Here is a 15480-nt window from a genome sequence, read left to right on the forward strand (position 1 = left end):
AGGTGTTTGTAGGCCGGGTAAGGCGCAGCCGCCACCCTGCTCAAAGCCGCACCATTTGAAACCGCTTACACCATGACGAATATATCCTTCTTTCAGAATAATCTCTTTGCGTGATAGCTTTTCTTATGCTGTTACATTTCCTTTCAGTTAAGTCTGAAATGTGTCCTTTCGCGATGCGAATCACCTCTTTTACCTCTATATTTTCAAAGCTTTAATTATTTTTACGGTTGCACGTTAATGTAACCGATTACACCAATGTGATTTGTCTCACATATTTTTACGGGTCACTCACCTACCCTTAACATCGACAAAACTGATAAATCAAATGGAGGGCATAATGCCTGACAATAATAAACAGGGGCGTACGTCCAACAAGGCGATGACATTCTTCGTCTGCTTCCTCGCCGCCCTGGCAGGATTACTTTTTGGCCTGGATATCGGCGTGATTGCCGGCGCACTTCCTTTCATCGCAGACGAGTTCCAGATTACTGCGCATACCCAGGAATGGGTGGTCAGCTCCATGATGTTTGGTGCGGCAGTCGGTGCCGTTGGCAGCGGCTGGCTCTCCTTCAAGCTCGGGCGCAAAAAGAGCCTGATGATCGGCGCGATCCTGTTCGTTGCCGGTTCACTCTTCTCTGCTGCTGCACCTAACGTTGAAGTACTCATTCTTTCCCGCGTCTTGCTGGGTCTGGCTGTCGGCGTCGCTTCCTATACCGCACCGCTGTATCTTTCCGAAATCGCGCCGGAGAAAATCCGCGGCAGCATGATTTCCATGTACCAGTTGATGATCACCATTGGTATTCTGGGCGCTTACCTTTCCGATACCGCGTTCAGCTACAGCGGCGCATGGCGCTGGATGCTCGGCGTGATCATCATCCCGGCCATCCTGCTTCTGATTGGCGTTTTCTTCCTGCCGGACAGCCCGCGCTGGTTTGCCGCAAAACGCCGCTTCGTTGATGCTGAACGGGTGCTGCTCCGCCTGCGCGATACCAGTGCTGAGGCGAAAAATGAGCTGGAAGAGATCCGCGAAAGTCTGAAGGTGAAACAGTCCGGCTGGGCGCTGTTTAAAGAGAACAGCAACTTCCGCCGCGCGGTGTTCCTCGGCGTGCTGCTGCAGGTGATGCAGCAGTTTACCGGGATGAACGTCATCATGTACTACGCGCCAAAAATCTTCGAACTGGCGGGTTATACCAACACGACCGAGCAGATGTGGGGCACCGTTATTGTCGGCCTGACCAACGTGCTGGCGACCTTTATCGCCATCGGACTGGTGGACCGCTGGGGACGTAAGCCTACCCTGACGCTGGGCTTCCTGGTGATGGCCGTCGGCATGGGCGTGCTGGGCACCATGATGCACGTGGGCATTCACTCTCCAACCGCCCAGTACTTCGCGGTGGCGATGCTGCTGATGTTTATCGTCGGATTTGCAATGAGCGCCGGTCCGCTGATTTGGGTGCTGTGCTCTGAGATCCAGCCGCTGAAAGGGCGTGATTTTGGTATCACCTGCTCCACCGCGACTAACTGGATTGCCAATATGATCGTCGGCGCAACGTTCCTGACCATGCTTAATACCCTGGGCAATGCCAACACCTTCTGGGTCTACGCCGGTCTGAACCTGTTCTTTATTGTTCTGACTATCTGGCTGGTTCCAGAAACCAAACACGTTTCACTGGAACACATTGAACGTAACCTGATGAAAGGTCGTCCTCTGCGCGAAATCGGCGCACACGACTAATTCTCTGGCGGGAGGTGCCCCTTGCACCTCCCCGCTTCGCGCTTTATGCTCTGCCCCTATGAAAGCTCCCCGTCTCCCCATCGCCATACAGCAAGCCGTTATGCGCAGCCTGCGGGAAAAACTCGCCCAGGCCAACCTGAAGCTCGGCCGCAACTATCCTGAACCGAAGCTGGTTTATCAGCAGCGTGGCACCGCAGCAGGCACCGCCTGGCTGGAATCGTATGAGATCCGCCTGAACCCGGTGCTGATGATGGAAAACCAGCAGGCGTTTATTGAGGAAGTGGTGCCGCACGAGCTGGCGCATCTTCTGGTGTGGAAGCACTTTGGCCGCGTGGCACCGCACGGGAAAGAGTGGAAGTGGATGATGGAAGCCGTGCTCGGCGTTCCGGCTCGCCGCACGCATCAGTTCGAACTCGAATCAGTACGTCGCAATACATTTCCCTACCGCTGCCGGTGCCAGCAGCACCAGCTCACCGTCCGCCGTCATAACCGTGTGGTGCGCGGTGAAGCGACCTACCGCTGCGTAAAATGCGGCGAACCACTGGTCGCCGAATAATCATTTGAACTTTCAGGAACTTTCCTGATCTGACTGATTGCATACGGGAACAACATTCGTTACGTTGCGGGCTCGTTTTGACACGGAGTGTAAGATGTCCCGTAATGTTTCTCTCGCGGTTGCCCTTCTGGCGACGTCGCTTTCCGGCCATGCTCTGGCCGACGGTATCAACAGTTTCTCTCAGGCCAAAGCCGCTGGCGTGAAGGTGAACGCTGATGTTCCGGGCGATTTTTACTGCGGCTGCAAAATTAACTGGCAGGGTAAAAAAGGGGTCGTTGACCTCGAATCCTGCGGCTATAAGGTGCGTAAAAACGAAAACCGCGCCAGCCGCATTGAATGGGAGCATGTCGTTCCGGCGTGGCAATTTGGCCACCAGCGCCAGTGCTGGCAGGATGGCGGGCGTAAAAACTGTTCCAAAGATCCGGTTTATCGCCAGATGGAAAGCGATATGCACAACCTGCAGCCTGCGGTTGGCGAAGTGAACGGTGACCGCGGCAATTTTATGTACAGCCAGTGGAACGGTGGCGAAGGCCAGTACGGTCAGTGCGGCATGAAGGTGGATTTCAAAGAGAAAGTCGCCGAGCCCCCTGCCCGCGCGCGCGGCAGTATCGCCCGTACCTACTTCTATATGCGTGACCGTTATGATCTCAACCTCTCCCGCCAGCAGACGCAGCTGTTCAATGCCTGGAACAAGCAGTACCCGGTGACCGAGTGGGAATGCCAGCGCGACGAACGCATCGCCAAAGTCCAGGGGAATCACAACCCTTACGTCCAGCGGGCTTGCCAGGCGCAAAAGAGCTAACCTACACTACGGCAATTCGCTTATATCGCATGACACATGGAATTTCTGACTATGCGCATTCCCCGCATTTACCACCCTGAACTGATTACCGCAGGCCGCGAAATCGCCCTGTCTGATGACGCCGCCAACCACGTTGGCCGCGTGCTGCGCATGGGTGCAGGTCAGGCCATCCAGCTGTTCGACGGCTCGAACCAGGTTTTCGACGCGGAAATCACGCGGTCTGATAAAAAAAGCGTACACGTTACCGTCCTGCGTGGCGAAGTGGATAACCGTGAATCGCCGCTGCACATCCATCTGGGCCAGGTGATGTCGCGCGGTGAGAAAATGGAATTCACGATTCAGAAATCCATTGAACTGGGTGTAAGCCTCATTACGCCACTTTTTTCTGAGCGCTGTGGCGTTAAACTGGATGCGGAACGTCTGAACAAAAAGATTCAGCAGTGGCAGAAAATTGCCATTGCGGCGTGTGAACAGAGTGGCCGCAACCGTATCCCCGAGATCCGCCCGGCGATGGACCTGGAAGACTGGTGTGCAGAAGTGGACAGTGGACTTAAGCTCAATCTTCATCCACGCGCCAGCGCCAGCATCAATACGCTGCCATTGCCCGTCGAGCGCGTACGCCTGCTGATTGGCCCCGAAGGCGGCCTGTCGGCGGATGAAATTGCGATGACGGCACGTTACCAGTTTACTGATATTCTGTTGGGACCTCGCGTTCTGCGCACTGAGACAACGGCACTCACGGCCATTACCGCGCTACAGGTACGGTTTGGCGATCTGGGTTGAAGTAATAACGGAGAAGAACATGATCAAGCTCGGCATCGTGATGGACCCCATCGCAAACATTAACATCAAGAAAGACTCCAGCTTCGCCATGCTGCTGGAAGCGCAGCGTCGCGGCTATGAACTCCACTATATGGAGATGAACGATCTTTACCTGATCAACGGTGAAGCGCGCGCACGCACCCGCATCGTTAACGTCGAGCAGAACTACGACAAATGGTACGAATTCGGCACCGAGCAGGACATTGCCCTGGCCGACCTCAACGTTATCCTGATGCGTAAAGATCCGCCGTTCGACACCGAATACATTTACAGCACCTATATTCTCGAACGCGCTGAAGAGAAAGGCACGCTGATCGTCAACAAGCCGCAGAGTCTGCGCGACTGTAATGAGAAACTCTACACCGCCTGGTTCTCTGACCTGACGCCGGAAACGCTGGTTACCCGCAGCAAGACGCAGCTGAAAGAATTCTGGCAGAAGCACGGTGATATCATCATGAAACCGCTGGACGGCATGGGCGGCGCGTCGATTTTCCGCGTGAAAGAAGGCGACCCGAACATTGGCGTGATTGCCGAAACCCTGACCGAGCTGGGCACGCGTTACTGCATGGCGCAGAACTATATTCCGGCGATCAAAGACGGCGATAAGCGCGTGCTGGTGGTAGATGGCGAACCGGTACCTTACTGCCTTGCGCGTATTCCTCAGGGCGGCGAAACCCGCGGTAATCTGGCCGCCGGTGGCCGTGGAGAACCCCGTCCGCTGACCGAAAGTGACTGGGAAATTGCCCGCCGCGTCGGCCCTACGCTGAAAGCCAAAGGCCTGATCTTCGTTGGGCTGGATATCATCGGCGATCGCCTGACCGAAGTGAACGTCACCAGCCCGACCTGCATCCGTGAAATCGAAGCGGAGTTCCCGATCTCGATCACCGGAATGTTGATGGACGCTATCGAAAAACGTTTACAGAAATAATCTGTGACAGCGCCCAGGTTTATCCCCATACTGGGCGCTGTCGCTTTTTAAACCAGGAAACAGTACCTCTGACAATGAATTTACAGCATCACTTTCTTATTGCCATGCCTGCTCTCCAGGATCCGATTTTCCGCCGCGCCGTAGTTTATATTTGCGAATACAACGAAGACGGTGCGATGGGGATTATCATCAACAAGCCGCTGGAAAACCTGCAAGTTGAAGGAATTCTGGACAAGCTGAAAATTACCGCTGAAGCGCGTCTGCCGGAGATCCGTCTCGATAAACCGGTGATGCTGGGTGGCCCGCTCGCTGAAGATCGTGGTTTTATCCTGCATACGCCGCCTGTCTTCTCTTCCAGCATTCGTATCTCCGACAACACCGTTGTCACGACCTCTCGCGACGTGCTTGAAACGCTGGGCACTGCCGAGCAGCCTTCCGAAGTGCTTGTCGCGCTGGGTTACTCCTCGTGGGAGAAAGGCCAGCTTGAGCAAGAGATTCTGGATAACGCGTGGCTGACCGCACCTGCAGATATGAACATCCTGTTTAAAACGCCTATCGCCGATCGCTGGCGTGATGCAGCAAAGCTAATTGGGATTGATATTCTGACCATGCCAGGCGTAGCGGGGCACGCGTAATGAGCGGAACGCTTCTGGCCTTCGATTTTGGCACCAAAAGCATCGGCGTCGCCGTGGGCCAGCGCATCACAGGCACGGCACGCCCGTTGACGGCGCTCAAGGCCAATGACGGCACGCCTGACTGGAACCTTATCGAGCGTCTGCTCAAAGAGTGGCAGCCGGACGACGTGATTGTGGGCTTGCCGCTGAACATGGACGGCACCGAACAGCCGCTCACCGCCCGCGCGCGTAAGTTCGCCAACAAAATTCACGGTCGCTTTGGCGTGTCTGTGAAGCTGCACGATGAGCGTCTGAGTACCGTCGAAGCGCGCGCAGGCCTGTTTGAGCACGGTGGCTTCCGGGCGCTGAACAAAGGCAGCGTCGACTCCGCCTCGGCCGTCATCATTCTCGAAAGCTATTTCGAACAAGGTTACTGAGCGCCGGGGCCTATAGCCGCCCCTGCGCCCGCCTTTCCGCCAGACTCTGCTCAAAGTTCTGCATTCCCGCCTGCTGACCGGTTTGTATGATGCCGGGTAATTGCCACGTTTTCCCTTCGCGGATGAGATTCGCCGCCGCCGGGGTGTTCACCAGCAGTTCATACAGCGCCACGCGCCCGCCCTGTACATCCTTAAGCAATTTTTGTGCCAGTACAGCGCGCAGGCTGCCTGCCAGCTGGTTACGCACAGGATCTTTCTCATGCGCCGGGAAGGTATCCACCAGCCGTTCTATCGCCTGCGAAGCGCCGCGCGTGTGCAGCGTTGCCAGCACCAAATGGCCAGTTTCTGCCGCCGTCAGCGCCAGGCGGATCGTTTCGCTGTCGCGCAACTCTCCCAGCAGGATGACATCCGGATCTTCGCGCAGCGCACTGCGCAGCGCCTCGGCAAAGGAGAGACTGTGCTGACCAATCTCCCGCTGCTGTATCAGGCAGCGTTCGCTCTGGTACATAAACTCCACAGGATCTTCGAGCGTCAGAATATGGCCGTCAGTGTGATGATTGAGAAAATCCACCATTGCTGCAAGCGTTGTGGACTTTCCGCTACCGGTCGCGCCCGTCACCAGAATCAACCCGCTGTCGCTGGAGAGCAGCTCCGGGATAGCCCTGGGCACACCCAGTGCAGAAAGCTGCGGGCACGCGAGCGGCAACAGCCGCAAGGTGATCGACACACCCTTCATATGCGTAAACGCACTGGCGCGAAGACGCTGATTGCCTGTGAGCGTGACGGCAAAGTCTACCTGTCCGTTTGCCCACCACGCGCCCTGCTGTTCATCGTTGAGCCAGGTTTTTAATAGCGCCTCCACGTCGGGGGCAGGAAAGGGAGCCGGTTCAAGGCGGCCTAATCTGCGCCAGCGCGGCGGTGAATCACTGCACAGGTGTAGATCGGAGACGTTATGCTTTACACTAAGGGCCACAATTTCTTCCACATCCATAGACTACTCCTCGGAAAATGAACGACATTGCGCATAACCTGGCACAGGTCCGGGACAAAATCTCAGCCGCTGCAACGCGTTGCGGCCGTGCTTCAGAAGAAATTACCCTGCTTGCAGTCAGCAAAACTAAGCCTGCGAGCGCCATCGCAGAAGCGATAGCGGCAGGTCACCAGGCGTTTGGCGAAAACTACGTGCAGGAAGGCGTGGATAAAATTCGCTACTTCCAGGATCAGGGGAATTCGGATCTGCAGTGGCACTTTATCGGCCCGCTGCAGTCGAACAAAAGCCGTCTGGTGGCAGAGCATTTCGACTGGTGCCATACCGTTGACCGACTGCGCATTGCCACCCGTATGAACGACCAGCGGCCCGCAGAGATGCCCGCGCTTAACGTGCTGATTCAAATAAACATTAGCGACGAAAACAGCAAGTCCGGCATTGCGCTGAGCGAGCTGGATGCACTGGCAGAAGAAGTGGCCGCCCTGCCGCGTTTAACCCTGCGCGGGCTGATGGCAATTCCGGCGCCTGAGTCAAGTTATGAAAGGCAGTTTGCTGTGGCACAGGAAATGGCTGTAGCATTTGAGGCGCTTAAAGCGCGCTATGAAACGGTAGACACGCTTTCACTGGGCATGTCGGATGATATGGAAGCCGCCATCGCGGCAGGCAGCACTATGGTGCGCATCGGCACGGCAATTTTCGGTGCGCGCGACTACTCAAAATAATAAGGAAACCTGAGGAACGCCATGAAGACGTTGACTTTCCTGCTCTCAACGGTGCTTGAGCTGTATACGATGGCGCTTTTACTGCGCGTCTGGATGCAGTGGGCCCGCTGTGATTTTTACAATCCGTTCTCGCAGTTTGTCGTGAAAATCACGCAACCTGTTGTCGGGCCGCTGCGCCGTATTATCCCGGCAATGGGTCCCATCGACAGTTCGTCTCTGCTGGTGGCGTTTATTCTGAGCGTTATCAAAGCGATCGTGCTGTTTATGGTCATCACCTTCCAGCCGATTATCTGGATTGCTGCGGTCCTGATCCTGGTCAAAACCGTCGGCTTGCTGATCTTCTGGGTGCTGCTGGTGATGGCGATCATGAGCTGGGTAAGCCAGGGCCGTAGTCCGGTGGAGTATGCTTTGATTCAGCTGGCCGAGCCGCTGCTACGTCCGATCCGTAACCTGCTTCCGTCTATGGGCGGTATCGATTTTTCTCCGATGATCCTGGTTCTGCTGCTGTATGTGGTCAACATGGGGATCGCTGAGCTGTTACAGTCCACGGGCAACATGCTGCTGCCGGGGCTGTGGATGGCGCTATGAGTGCAGTAAGCACCTGCGCTGACGGGCTGGTTTTGCGGCTGTATATTCAGCCCAAAGCCAGCCGTGACAGTATTGTTGGGCTGCATGGCGACGAGTTGAAAGTCGCCATCACTGCCCCGCCGGTTGACGGCCAGGCGAATGCGCATCTGACCAAATATCTGGCTAAACAGTTTCGCGTCGCTAAAAGCCAGGTCATCATTGAGAAAGGTGAACTTGGCCGGCATAAACAGGTAAAAATCCTTAACCCGCAATCTATCCCGACGGAAGTCGCGGCTCTGAAAGAACAGGACTAAACCATGCAGAAAGTTGTTCTCGCGACCGGCAACGCCGGTAAAGTGCGCGAGCTGGCCTCGCTATTAAATGATTTTGGTCTGGACGTGGTCGCCCAGACCGATCTTGGCGTGGAGTCCGCCGAAGAGACGGGGCTGACGTTTATTGAAAACGCGATCCTGAAGGCGCGCCACGCTGCGCAGATTACCGGCCTGCCCGCGATTGCTGACGACTCCGGCCTGGCCGTGGATTTTCTCGGCGGTGCGCCGGGGATTTACTCCGCGCGCTATTCCGGCGTTGACGCCACCGACCAGCAGAATCTGGAAAAGCTGCTTGTCGCCCTGAAAGATGTACCGGACGAACAGCGCACCGCGCAGTTCCACTGCGTACTGGTTTATATGCGTCATGCGGAAGACCCGACGCCTATCGTCTGCCACGGCAGTTGGCCGGGCGTGATTACCCGTGAAGCAACTGGCAACGGCGGCTTTGGCTACGACCCGATTTTCTTTGTCCCGACCGAGGGCAAAACCGCTGCGGAACTGACCCGCGAAGAGAAAAGCGCGATCTCCCACCGTGGGCGCGCGCTGAAACTGTTACTGGAAGCACTGCGTAATGGCTAATTTGCCACCTCTGAGTCTGTATATTCACATCCCGTGGTGTGTGCAGAAATGCCCGTACTGCGATTTCAACTCGCACGCGCTGAAGGGCGAAGTGCCGCACGATGATTACGTTGCGCATCTGCTGGCCGACCTGGACGCCGATGTCGCTTACGCACAGGGACGTGAAGTGAAGACCATTTTCATTGGTGGCGGTACGCCGAGCCTGCTTTCAGGCCCGGCGATGCAGACGCTGCTGGACGGCGTGCGTGCGCGCCTGAAACTGGCGGCGGATGCTGAAATTACGATGGAAGCCAACCCCGGCACCGTTGAGGCCGACCGTTTTGTCGACTATCAGCGTGCGGGCGTGAACCGCATCTCCATCGGTGTGCAGAGCTTTAGCGAGCCAAAGCTGAAGCGTCTGGGGCGCATCCACGGCCCGGAAGAGGCAAAGCGCGCGGCGAACCTGGCAACGGGGCTTGGGCTGCGCAGCTTTAACCTCGACCTGATGCACGGCCTGCCGGATCAGTCGCTCGAAGAAGCGCTGGACGATTTGCGCCAGGCGATCGAACTGAACCCGCCGCACCTGTCGTGGTATCAGCTCACCATCGAGCCCAACACCCTGTTTGGTTCCCGCCCACCGGTGCTGCCGGACGACGACGCGCTGTGGGATATCTTCGAGCAGGGCCACCAGCTTTTGACCGCGGCGGGGTATCAGCAATACGAAACGTCGGCGTATGCGAAGCCGGGCTATCAGTGTCAGCACAACCTGAACTACTGGCGCTTTGGCGACTATCTGGGCATTGGCTGCGGCGCGCACGGCAAGGTGACCTTCCCGGACGGGCGCATCCTGCGTACCGCTAAAACCCGACATCCGCGCGGGTATATGGAAGGCCGCTATCTTGAGCGTCAGCACGACGTTGAGGCCGCGGATAAGCCGTTTGAGTTCTTCATGAACCGCTTCCGTCTGCTGGAGGCCGCGCCGCGCGCGGAGTTTGCGCTGTACACCGGGCTGCCGGAGTCGGTGATTCGCCCGCAGATCGACGAGGCGCTGGCGCAGGGGTACCTGACCGAGTGCGATGCGTACTGGCAGATCACCGAGCACGGCAAGCTGTTCTTAAACTCCCTTCTTGAGCTGTTCCTCGCCGAAGATTCCTGAAGGCTGATTCAGGATTTTGCATCCCGTTCTGCCGGCTGAGGGAAAGGCTGGCAGAGTGTGGGGATGGAAATTACTCGCTCATATGCAAAAAAGCTCAGACGCGAACTGACAACGGAAGAAAGGCGGCTTTGGTATTTATTGCGCAGCCGCCGTTTCGAAAATTATAAATTTCGTCGACAACATCCGGTAGGAAACTACGTTCTGGATTTCGCCTGCTGCGAAACACGTCTGGCAGTTGAACTTGATGGCGGACAGCATGATGAAAATCAGGAATACGATCGTCAAAGGACGTTGTGGTTAAACCAAAAGGGCTGGCACGTTATTCGATTCTGGAACAACGAACTCTGGGATAACGAAGAGGGGGTGTTAGAAAGGATCCTTGAAACGCTGCAAGCGCTGCAACCCTCACCCCGGCCCTCTCCCTGAAAGGGAGAGGGAGCAAACCATCCCCTCGCCCCTTTAGGGAAAGGGTTAAGGTGAGGGCGCAAACTATTCACTCGCCCCTTTAGGGAAAGGGTTAAGGTGAGGGAGCAAACTATTCCCTCGCCCCTTTGGGGAGAGGGTTAGGGTGAGGGGCCCAGCGCGCAGAGCTCTTACTTCAGCGTCCCCACCAGCGCCTTACGGCTATCCTCCAGCGACACCACGCGTTTACACACGTCTTTGCCGAACTGCTGGAAATCGTCTTCCTGGTTTTTCCACTCGTTCTGAATTGAGGTCTGCAAGCCGCCAAGGCTACCCAGCACGCCCTGCAGCGGGTTACCGCCGCCTTTCAGCACGGCTTTCGCCCCCATCTCATTGATGCTGTCCTGCAGGATGCCGCCCATCGCCTGATTCACCAGCTGCTGCCCGTCAGCACGGACCTGATCAATCGCCTTGTAGTGGAACGTCAGACCATCGGTACGATTCTCGATAATCCGGTTCATCTGTTCTTTCAGCTGCTTGTCCAGCTTCGTCAGGCGGGTGCGCATATTGCTGCTCTCACCCACTTCTTTGGTGATGATCTTATCCAGCGCGACGCGGCTTTTCTCAACGCGGGTCAGCGCGCCGTCGTTAATCCACGGCAGTGCGGTACGCAGTTCGGCCTGGTAATCCTTCGCCTGCTCGCGCTGGGCGGCAGTCAGGTTCTGCGGCTTGCCGTTAAACGTCACGTTGCCATCCGGCGTAATCACCAGATTGCCGTTCTCGCCTTTAACCTGCACGGTTTGCGGGCTTAACACCACGTCGTCACGCGGGGTGACGCTACATTTATACTCCGCATGGGCGGTGGATCCGATTGCCAGTAAAGCAACCGCCAGCAACGTTTTGCGCATCTTTAACACTCCCTCAGACAAAATGGGCCAGCTAATGCTGGCCCTTGACTGCTTTATTAGTCCCACCAAACGTCGAAAAGTTCGCTGATGCGGACATCTTCCAGTTTGTGGTCTTCAAGCCATTTGCTTACCAGCGCCTGATGTTCTTCGGTGCATTTACCGACTTCCTGGGTGCAGATCAGACCTTCCCACGCCAGATAGCCGCTACCGTCGAAGGCCAGCTTGTTTGGCTCGATCACATCATTGATGAACGCGTCAACGTCCTGATCGATCTGCTCAACGCTGGTGCCTTCCGGGAAACGCCAGGCAACAGAGAAGCCCACTTCCTGGAATTCTTCGATGTGCATCTTTTTACGCAGACGACGGCTACGATTCTTTGCCATTATTTCACCCTCTCGAACATTAAGTCCCATACACCGTGACCAAGACGATGGCCACGCTGTTCAAATTTTGTCACCGGGCGTGAATCCGGACGCGGTACATAGTCGTTGCTTTCAGACTGGTTTTTATAGCCGTCCAGCGACGACATCACTTCCAGCATATGTTCCGCATAAGGTTCCCAGTCGGTCGCCATGTGGAAGACGCCGCCCAGTTTTAACTTACTTTTCAGCAGCTCGGCAAACGGTGCCTGAACGATACGGCGTTTATTATGACGTGCTTTGTGCCACGGGTCAGGGAAAAAGAGCTGAACCATGTTCAAAGAATTGTCAGGAATCATTTTGTGCAGCACTTCTACCGCGTCGTGACACATTACGCGCAGGTTCTCAACGCCCTCTTCGTGGGCCGTTGCCAGGCATGCACCGACGCCCGGCGAATGCACTTCAATGCCGAGGAAGTTCTGCTCCGGTCGCGCTTTCGCCATGGTCACCAGCGAGGTGCCCATACCAAAACCAATCTCCAGCGTCACAGGCGCTTCTCGACCAAACAGGTCGGCAAAGTCGACAGGCTGTTCAGTGAACTCAACGCCCATCACCGGCCAGTAGTTGTCCAGCGCGTGTTGCTGCCCTTTTGTCAGGCGGCCCTGACGGCGGACAAAGCTGCGAATACGGCGCAGCGGGCGACCGTTTTCATCAAATTCCGGTGAAATGACGTCGTTTTTCATAAAAGAGTTGTCTGCTTGTGAGAGTGTTCGGGAAACGGGCATTATCCAAAGTTAAGGCTTCTATGCAAGCATGGGAAAGATCCGGTTTACAGCAGATTGACGCTGTGCTGCAATCTGCGTCCCTGATTATGCGAATCGATGACCATGCAAGCCTCTCAATTTTCAGCCCAGGTGCTGGACTGGTACGACAAATACGGGCGTAAAACCCTGCCCTGGCAAATTGAAAAAACGCCTTACAAAGTATGGCTCTCCGAGGTGATGTTGCAACAAACGCAGGTCGCCACGGTCATTCCTTACTTCGAGCGTTTTATGGCGCGCTTCCCGACGGTGACCGATCTGGCAAACGCGCCATTAGACGAAGTGCTGCACCTGTGGACGGGCCTGGGCTACTACGCCCGCGCGCGTAATCTTCACAAGGCCGCACAGCAGGTCGCGACGCGCCATAACGGTAAATTCCCGGAAACCTTCGATGAGGTGGCCGATCTCCCCGGCGTCGGGCGCTCCACCGCGGGCGCAATCCTCTCCCTGTCGCTAGGCAAGCATTTCCCGATCCTCGACGGCAACGTGAAGCGCGTGCTGGCACGCTGCTATGCCGTCGACGGCTGGCCGGGTAAGAAAGACGTAGAAAAACGCCTTTGGGAGATCAGCGAAGCGGTTACCCCGGCGAAAGGGGTGGATCGTTTTAACCAGGCGATGATGGATCTCGGCGCGATGGTCTGCACGCGCTCAAAACCAAAATGCGAACTCTGCCCGGTGAATAATCTCTGCGTGGCGTATGCCAACCATTCGTGGGCGCAGTATCCCGGTAAGAAACCCAAACAGACGCTGCCGGAGCGCACCGGCTATATGCTGCTGATGCAGCACGGCGACGAAGTGTTCCTTGCCCAGCGTCCGCCAAGCGGTCTTTGGGGCGGTCTATACTGCTTCCCACAGTTTGAAAATGAAAATTTGCTGCGGGAGTGGCTTGAACAGCACGGGATTGCTGCCGATAACCTGACGCAGTTGACCGCGTTTCGCCACACCTTCAGCCATTTCCATCTTGATATTGTGCCCATGTGGCTTCCCGTGTCCTCATTCACCTCGTGCATGGATGAAGGCACCGCTCTCTGGTATAACTTAGCGCAACCGCCTTCAGTCGGGCTGGCGGCTCCCGTGGAGCGCCTGTTACAACAATTACGTGTCGGTGCAATGGTTTAGCAGCGGCAAGAAAAAGAGGAATGAGTATGGCCAGAACGATTTTTTGTACTTTCCTGCAGCGTGACGCTGAAGGCCAGGACTTCCAGCTTTATCCGGGCGAGCTGGGTAAGCGCATCTACAATGAAATCTCCAAAGAAGCCTGGGGACAGTGGCAGAAAAAGCAGACCATGCTGATCAACGAGAAAAAACTCAGCATGATGAACCCGGAACACCGCAAGCTGCTGGAGCAGGAGATGGTGAGCTTCCTGTTCGAAGGTAAAGACGTGCACATCGAAGGCTATACGCCACCGGAAAAATAATATCGCGCCGCTGTTGCCCGGCGGCGCTTCGCTTGCACGGGCCTACGGTTTCGTAGGTCGGGTAAGCGAAGCGCCACCCGGCGAAAGCAACGACTAAGCAAACACAACACGCACTCCCGGAATGATGAAAAAACTATTAGCGCTAGCCCTTGTTGCGCCGTTGCTTGTCTCTTGTTCTTCCAAAAAAGGCGATGATTACAACGAAGCCTGGGTTAAGGACACCAACGGTTTTGACATTTTGATGGGGCAGTTTGCCCACAACATCGAAAACATATGGGGATTTAACGAAGTTCTTATCGCCGGACCTAAGGACTACGTTAAGTACACCGACGCCTATCAGACCCGAAGCCACATCAACTTTGATGACGGTACGATCACGGTTGAAACCATCGCCGGCACTGACCCTGCTGCGCGCCTGCGTCAGGCGATTATCAAAACCCTGCTGATGGGTGACGATCCGGGCTCTATCGATCTCTACTCCGATGCCGACGACATTACCATTTCCAAAGAGCCATTCCTGTACGGCCAGGTTGTCGATCAGACCGGTCAGCCGATCCGCTGGGAAGGCCGCGCCACGAACTTCGCGGATTATCTGCTGCAAACGCGCCTGAAAAGCCGCACCAATGGCCTGAAGATCATCTACAGCATCACCATCAACCTGGTGCCGAACCACCTCGACAAGCGTGCGCACAAGTACATTGGGATGGTGCGTCAGGCGTCACGCAAGTACGGCGTGGATGAGTCGCTGATTCTGGCGATTATGCAGACCGAATCTTCATTCAACCCGTACGCAGTGAGCCGCTCTGACGCGCTGGGACTGATGCAGGTTGTGCAGCACAGCGCCGGTAAAGACGTGTTCCGCTCGCAGGGTAAATCCGGCACGCCGAGCCGCAGCTATCTGTTTGACCCGCAGAGCAACATTGATACCGGCACCGCCTACCTGGCAATGCTGAACAATGTCTACCTGGGCGGAATTGATAACCCAACGTCGCGCCGCTATGCGGTGATCACCGCCTATAACGGCGGTGCGGGCAGCGTGCTGCGTGTCTTCTCCAGCGACAAGGTGCAGGCAGCAAGCATCATCAATAGCATGGCTCCGGGAGACGTTTACTCAACCCTGACCACCCGCCATCCGTCTGCGGAATCCCGTCGCTATCTGTATAAGGTGAATACGGCGCAGAAGAACTATCGTCGCCGGTAAAAAAACCAATACCCCTCACCCTAACCCTCTCCCCAAAGGGGAGAGGGAACTTGAACACCCTCTCCCCTTTGGGGAGAGGGCAGGGTGAGGGGAATAAACCGCACCCATCTCACCCCATCCATACAAAAATGTTATTTGCATCACAATCCAAACT

The 15480-nt window shown here is 56.0% G+C and carries 20 protein-coding genes; 16 read left to right on the forward strand and 4 right to left on the reverse strand.

The window, feature by feature from the left end:
* The first annotated feature begins 337 nt into the window (after positions 1-337).
* The 7 genes from galP (at position 338) to ruvX (ending at position 5894) form a co-directional block, all read left to right on the forward strand.
* Positions 338-1735 carry a galactose/proton symporter gene (gene galP, locus N2K86_RS18175; protein WP_089599979.1) on the forward strand — a complete coding sequence of 466 codons (1398 nt, stop codon included), beginning with the start codon at positions 338-340 and terminating at the stop codon, positions 1733-1735.
* A gap of 58 nt (positions 1736-1793) precedes the next feature.
* A complete protein-coding gene (locus N2K86_RS18180) occupies positions 1794-2291 on the forward strand; it encodes a SprT family zinc-dependent metalloprotease (RefSeq protein ID WP_061097110.1) in 498 nt (165 codons plus the stop codon).
* Positions 2292-2385: 94 nt separating this feature from the next.
* Positions 2386-3093: a deoxyribonuclease I gene (gene endA / locus N2K86_RS18185; RefSeq protein ID WP_260659531.1), complete on the forward strand. Its 708-nt coding sequence runs from the start codon at positions 2386-2388 to the stop codon at positions 3091-3093.
* 51 nt (positions 3094-3144) lie between these two features.
* The gene (gene rsmE / locus N2K86_RS18190) at positions 3145-3876 is read left to right on the forward strand and encodes a 16S rRNA (uracil(1498)-N(3))-methyltransferase (RefSeq protein WP_260661722.1); all 732 of its coding nucleotides are present in this window, start codon (positions 3145-3147) and stop codon (positions 3874-3876) included.
* Between the two features lie 19 nt (positions 3877-3895).
* A complete protein-coding gene (gshB, locus tag N2K86_RS18195; protein ID WP_041908326.1) occupies positions 3896-4843 on the forward strand; it encodes a glutathione synthase in 948 nt (315 codons plus the stop codon).
* Between the two features lie 74 nt (positions 4844-4917).
* Positions 4918-5478: a YqgE/AlgH family protein gene (locus N2K86_RS18200; protein ID WP_010435456.1), complete on the forward strand. Its 561-nt coding sequence runs from the start codon at positions 4918-4920 to the stop codon at positions 5476-5478.
* Entirely contained in the window at positions 5478-5894 is a 417-nt protein-coding gene (gene ruvX / locus N2K86_RS18205; protein WP_006811925.1) for a Holliday junction resolvase RuvX, read from the forward strand. Before N2K86_RS18200 ends, ruvX begins: the two co-directional genes overlap by 1 nt.
* 10 nt (positions 5895-5904) lie before the next feature.
* On the opposite strand, the gene N2K86_RS18210 is transcribed toward ruvX, so the two are convergent.
* Complete coding sequence (locus N2K86_RS18210; RefSeq protein ID WP_260659532.1) at positions 5905-6885, reverse strand: type IV pilus twitching motility protein PilT; 981 nt, start codon at positions 6883-6885, stop codon at positions 5905-5907.
* A 17-nt stretch (positions 6886-6902) separates the two neighbouring features.
* Here N2K86_RS18210 and N2K86_RS18215 point away from each other — a divergent pair, with 17 nt between their 5' ends.
* The 6 genes from N2K86_RS18215 to N2K86_RS18240 all read left to right on the forward strand — a co-directional run bounded on the left by N2K86_RS18215 (position 6903) and on the right by N2K86_RS18240 (position 10643).
* Positions 6903-7604 (forward strand): YggS family pyridoxal phosphate-dependent enzyme, encoded by a 702-nt coding sequence (locus tag N2K86_RS18215; protein ID WP_260659533.1) that lies wholly within the window; start codon positions 6903-6905, stop codon positions 7602-7604.
* 21 nt (positions 7605-7625) lie between these two features.
* Positions 7626-8192: a YggT family protein gene (locus N2K86_RS18220; protein ID WP_010435467.1), complete on the forward strand. Its 567-nt coding sequence runs from the start codon at positions 7626-7628 to the stop codon at positions 8190-8192.
* Positions 8189-8485, forward strand: coding sequence for a DUF167 family protein YggU (gene yggU, locus N2K86_RS18225; RefSeq protein WP_023333349.1), 297 nt, complete (start codon positions 8189-8191; stop codon positions 8483-8485). Before N2K86_RS18220 ends, yggU begins: the two co-directional genes overlap by 4 nt.
* A 3-nt stretch (positions 8486-8488) precedes the next feature.
* Positions 8489-9082, forward strand: a complete 594-nt coding sequence (locus N2K86_RS18230; RefSeq protein ID WP_260659534.1) for an XTP/dITP diphosphatase — start codon at positions 8489-8491, stop codon at positions 9080-9082.
* On the forward strand, positions 9075-10217 hold the full coding sequence (gene hemW, locus N2K86_RS18235; protein ID WP_260659535.1) for a radical SAM family heme chaperone HemW: 1143 nt from the start codon (positions 9075-9077) through the stop codon (positions 10215-10217). Before N2K86_RS18230 ends, hemW begins: the two co-directional genes overlap by 8 nt.
* A 63-nt stretch (positions 10218-10280) precedes the next feature.
* Positions 10281-10643: an endonuclease domain-containing protein gene (locus tag N2K86_RS18240; protein ID WP_260659536.1), complete on the forward strand. Its 363-nt coding sequence runs from the start codon at positions 10281-10283 to the stop codon at positions 10641-10643.
* A 167-nt stretch (positions 10644-10810) separates the two neighbouring features.
* Here N2K86_RS18240 and N2K86_RS18245 read toward each other — a convergent pair whose 3' ends face one another.
* The 3 genes from N2K86_RS18245 to trmB are packed head-to-tail and all read right to left on the reverse strand — an operon-like array spanning position 10811 to position 12629.
* Positions 10811-11527, reverse strand: coding sequence for a DUF2884 domain-containing protein (locus tag N2K86_RS18245; protein ID WP_126815894.1), 717 nt, complete (start codon positions 11525-11527; stop codon positions 10811-10813).
* Positions 11528-11583: 56 nt separating this feature from the next.
* Positions 11584-11910 carry a YggL family protein gene (locus N2K86_RS18250; protein WP_260659537.1) on the reverse strand — a complete coding sequence of 109 codons (327 nt, stop codon included), beginning with the start codon at positions 11908-11910 and terminating at the stop codon, positions 11584-11586.
* Positions 11910-12629 (reverse strand): tRNA (guanosine(46)-N7)-methyltransferase TrmB, encoded by a 720-nt coding sequence (trmB, locus tag N2K86_RS18255; RefSeq protein ID WP_089599965.1) that lies wholly within the window; start codon positions 12627-12629, stop codon positions 11910-11912. The genes N2K86_RS18250 and trmB overlap by 1 nt, the downstream gene beginning before the upstream one ends.
* Before the next feature lie 144 nt (positions 12630-12773).
* Between trmB and mutY the strand changes: the two genes are divergently transcribed.
* The 3 genes from mutY to mltC all read left to right on the forward strand — a co-directional run bounded on the left by mutY (position 12774) and on the right by mltC (position 15326).
* Positions 12774-13826 carry an A/G-specific adenine glycosylase gene (gene mutY, locus N2K86_RS18260; protein WP_260659538.1) on the forward strand — a complete coding sequence of 351 codons (1053 nt, stop codon included), beginning with the start codon at positions 12774-12776 and terminating at the stop codon, positions 13824-13826.
* Between the two features lie 26 nt (positions 13827-13852).
* Entirely contained in the window at positions 13853-14125 is a 273-nt protein-coding gene (locus tag N2K86_RS18265) for an oxidative damage protection protein (protein WP_008499765.1), read from the forward strand.
* A 124-nt stretch (positions 14126-14249) separates the two neighbouring features.
* Complete coding sequence (gene mltC, locus N2K86_RS18270; protein WP_260661723.1) at positions 14250-15326, forward strand: membrane-bound lytic murein transglycosylase MltC; 1077 nt, start codon at positions 14250-14252, stop codon at positions 15324-15326.
* The last annotated feature ends 154 nt before the right edge of the window (positions 15327-15480 follow it).

The organism is Enterobacter mori (assembly GCF_025244905.1).
Classification (GTDB): Bacteria; Pseudomonadota; Gammaproteobacteria; order Enterobacterales; family Enterobacteriaceae; genus Enterobacter; species Enterobacter mori_A.

What these genes read in the sequence shown, in the direction of transcription:
- galP (WP_089599979.1), top strand. Translation starts at nt 338, where the DNA reads ATGCCTGACAATAATAAACAGGGGCGTACGTCCAACAAGGCGATGACA.
- N2K86_RS18180 (WP_061097110.1), top strand. Translation starts at nt 1,794, where the DNA reads ATGAAAGCTCCCCGTCTCCCCATCGCCATACAGCAAGCCGTTATGCGC.
- endA (WP_260659531.1), top strand. Translation starts at nt 2,386, where the DNA reads ATGTCCCGTAATGTTTCTCTCGCGGTTGCCCTTCTGGCGACGTCGCTT.
- rsmE (WP_260661722.1), top strand. Translation starts at nt 3,145, where the DNA reads ATGCGCATTCCCCGCATTTACCACCCTGAACTGATTACCGCAGGCCGC.
- gshB (WP_041908326.1), top strand. Translation starts at nt 3,896, where the DNA reads ATGATCAAGCTCGGCATCGTGATGGACCCCATCGCAAACATTAACATC.
- N2K86_RS18200 (WP_010435456.1), top strand. Translation starts at nt 4,918, where the DNA reads ATGAATTTACAGCATCACTTTCTTATTGCCATGCCTGCTCTCCAGGAT.
- ruvX (WP_006811925.1), top strand. Translation starts at nt 5,478, where the DNA reads ATGAGCGGAACGCTTCTGGCCTTCGATTTTGGCACCAAAAGCATCGGC.
- N2K86_RS18210 (WP_260659532.1), bottom strand. Translation starts at nt 6,885, where the DNA reads ATGGATGTGGAAGAAATTGTGGCCCTTAGTGTAAAGCATAACGTCTCC.
- N2K86_RS18215 (WP_260659533.1), top strand. Translation starts at nt 6,903, where the DNA reads ATGAACGACATTGCGCATAACCTGGCACAGGTCCGGGACAAAATCTCA.
- N2K86_RS18220 (WP_010435467.1), top strand. Translation starts at nt 7,626, where the DNA reads ATGAAGACGTTGACTTTCCTGCTCTCAACGGTGCTTGAGCTGTATACG.
- yggU (WP_023333349.1), top strand. Translation starts at nt 8,189, where the DNA reads ATGAGTGCAGTAAGCACCTGCGCTGACGGGCTGGTTTTGCGGCTGTAT.
- N2K86_RS18230 (WP_260659534.1), top strand. Translation starts at nt 8,489, where the DNA reads ATGCAGAAAGTTGTTCTCGCGACCGGCAACGCCGGTAAAGTGCGCGAG.
- hemW (WP_260659535.1), top strand. Translation starts at nt 9,075, where the DNA reads ATGGCTAATTTGCCACCTCTGAGTCTGTATATTCACATCCCGTGGTGT.
- N2K86_RS18240 (WP_260659536.1), top strand. Translation starts at nt 10,281, where the DNA reads ATGGAAATTACTCGCTCATATGCAAAAAAGCTCAGACGCGAACTGACA.
- N2K86_RS18245 (WP_126815894.1), bottom strand. Translation starts at nt 11,527, where the DNA reads ATGCGCAAAACGTTGCTGGCGGTTGCTTTACTGGCAATCGGATCCACC.
- N2K86_RS18250 (WP_260659537.1), bottom strand. Translation starts at nt 11,910, where the DNA reads ATGGCAAAGAATCGTAGCCGTCGTCTGCGTAAAAAGATGCACATCGAA.
- trmB (WP_089599965.1), bottom strand. Translation starts at nt 12,629, where the DNA reads ATGAAAAACGACGTCATTTCACCGGAATTTGATGAAAACGGTCGCCCG.
- mutY (WP_260659538.1), top strand. Translation starts at nt 12,774, where the DNA reads ATGCAAGCCTCTCAATTTTCAGCCCAGGTGCTGGACTGGTACGACAAA.
- N2K86_RS18265 (WP_008499765.1), top strand. Translation starts at nt 13,853, where the DNA reads ATGGCCAGAACGATTTTTTGTACTTTCCTGCAGCGTGACGCTGAAGGC.
- mltC (WP_260661723.1), top strand. Translation starts at nt 14,250, where the DNA reads ATGAAAAAACTATTAGCGCTAGCCCTTGTTGCGCCGTTGCTTGTCTCT.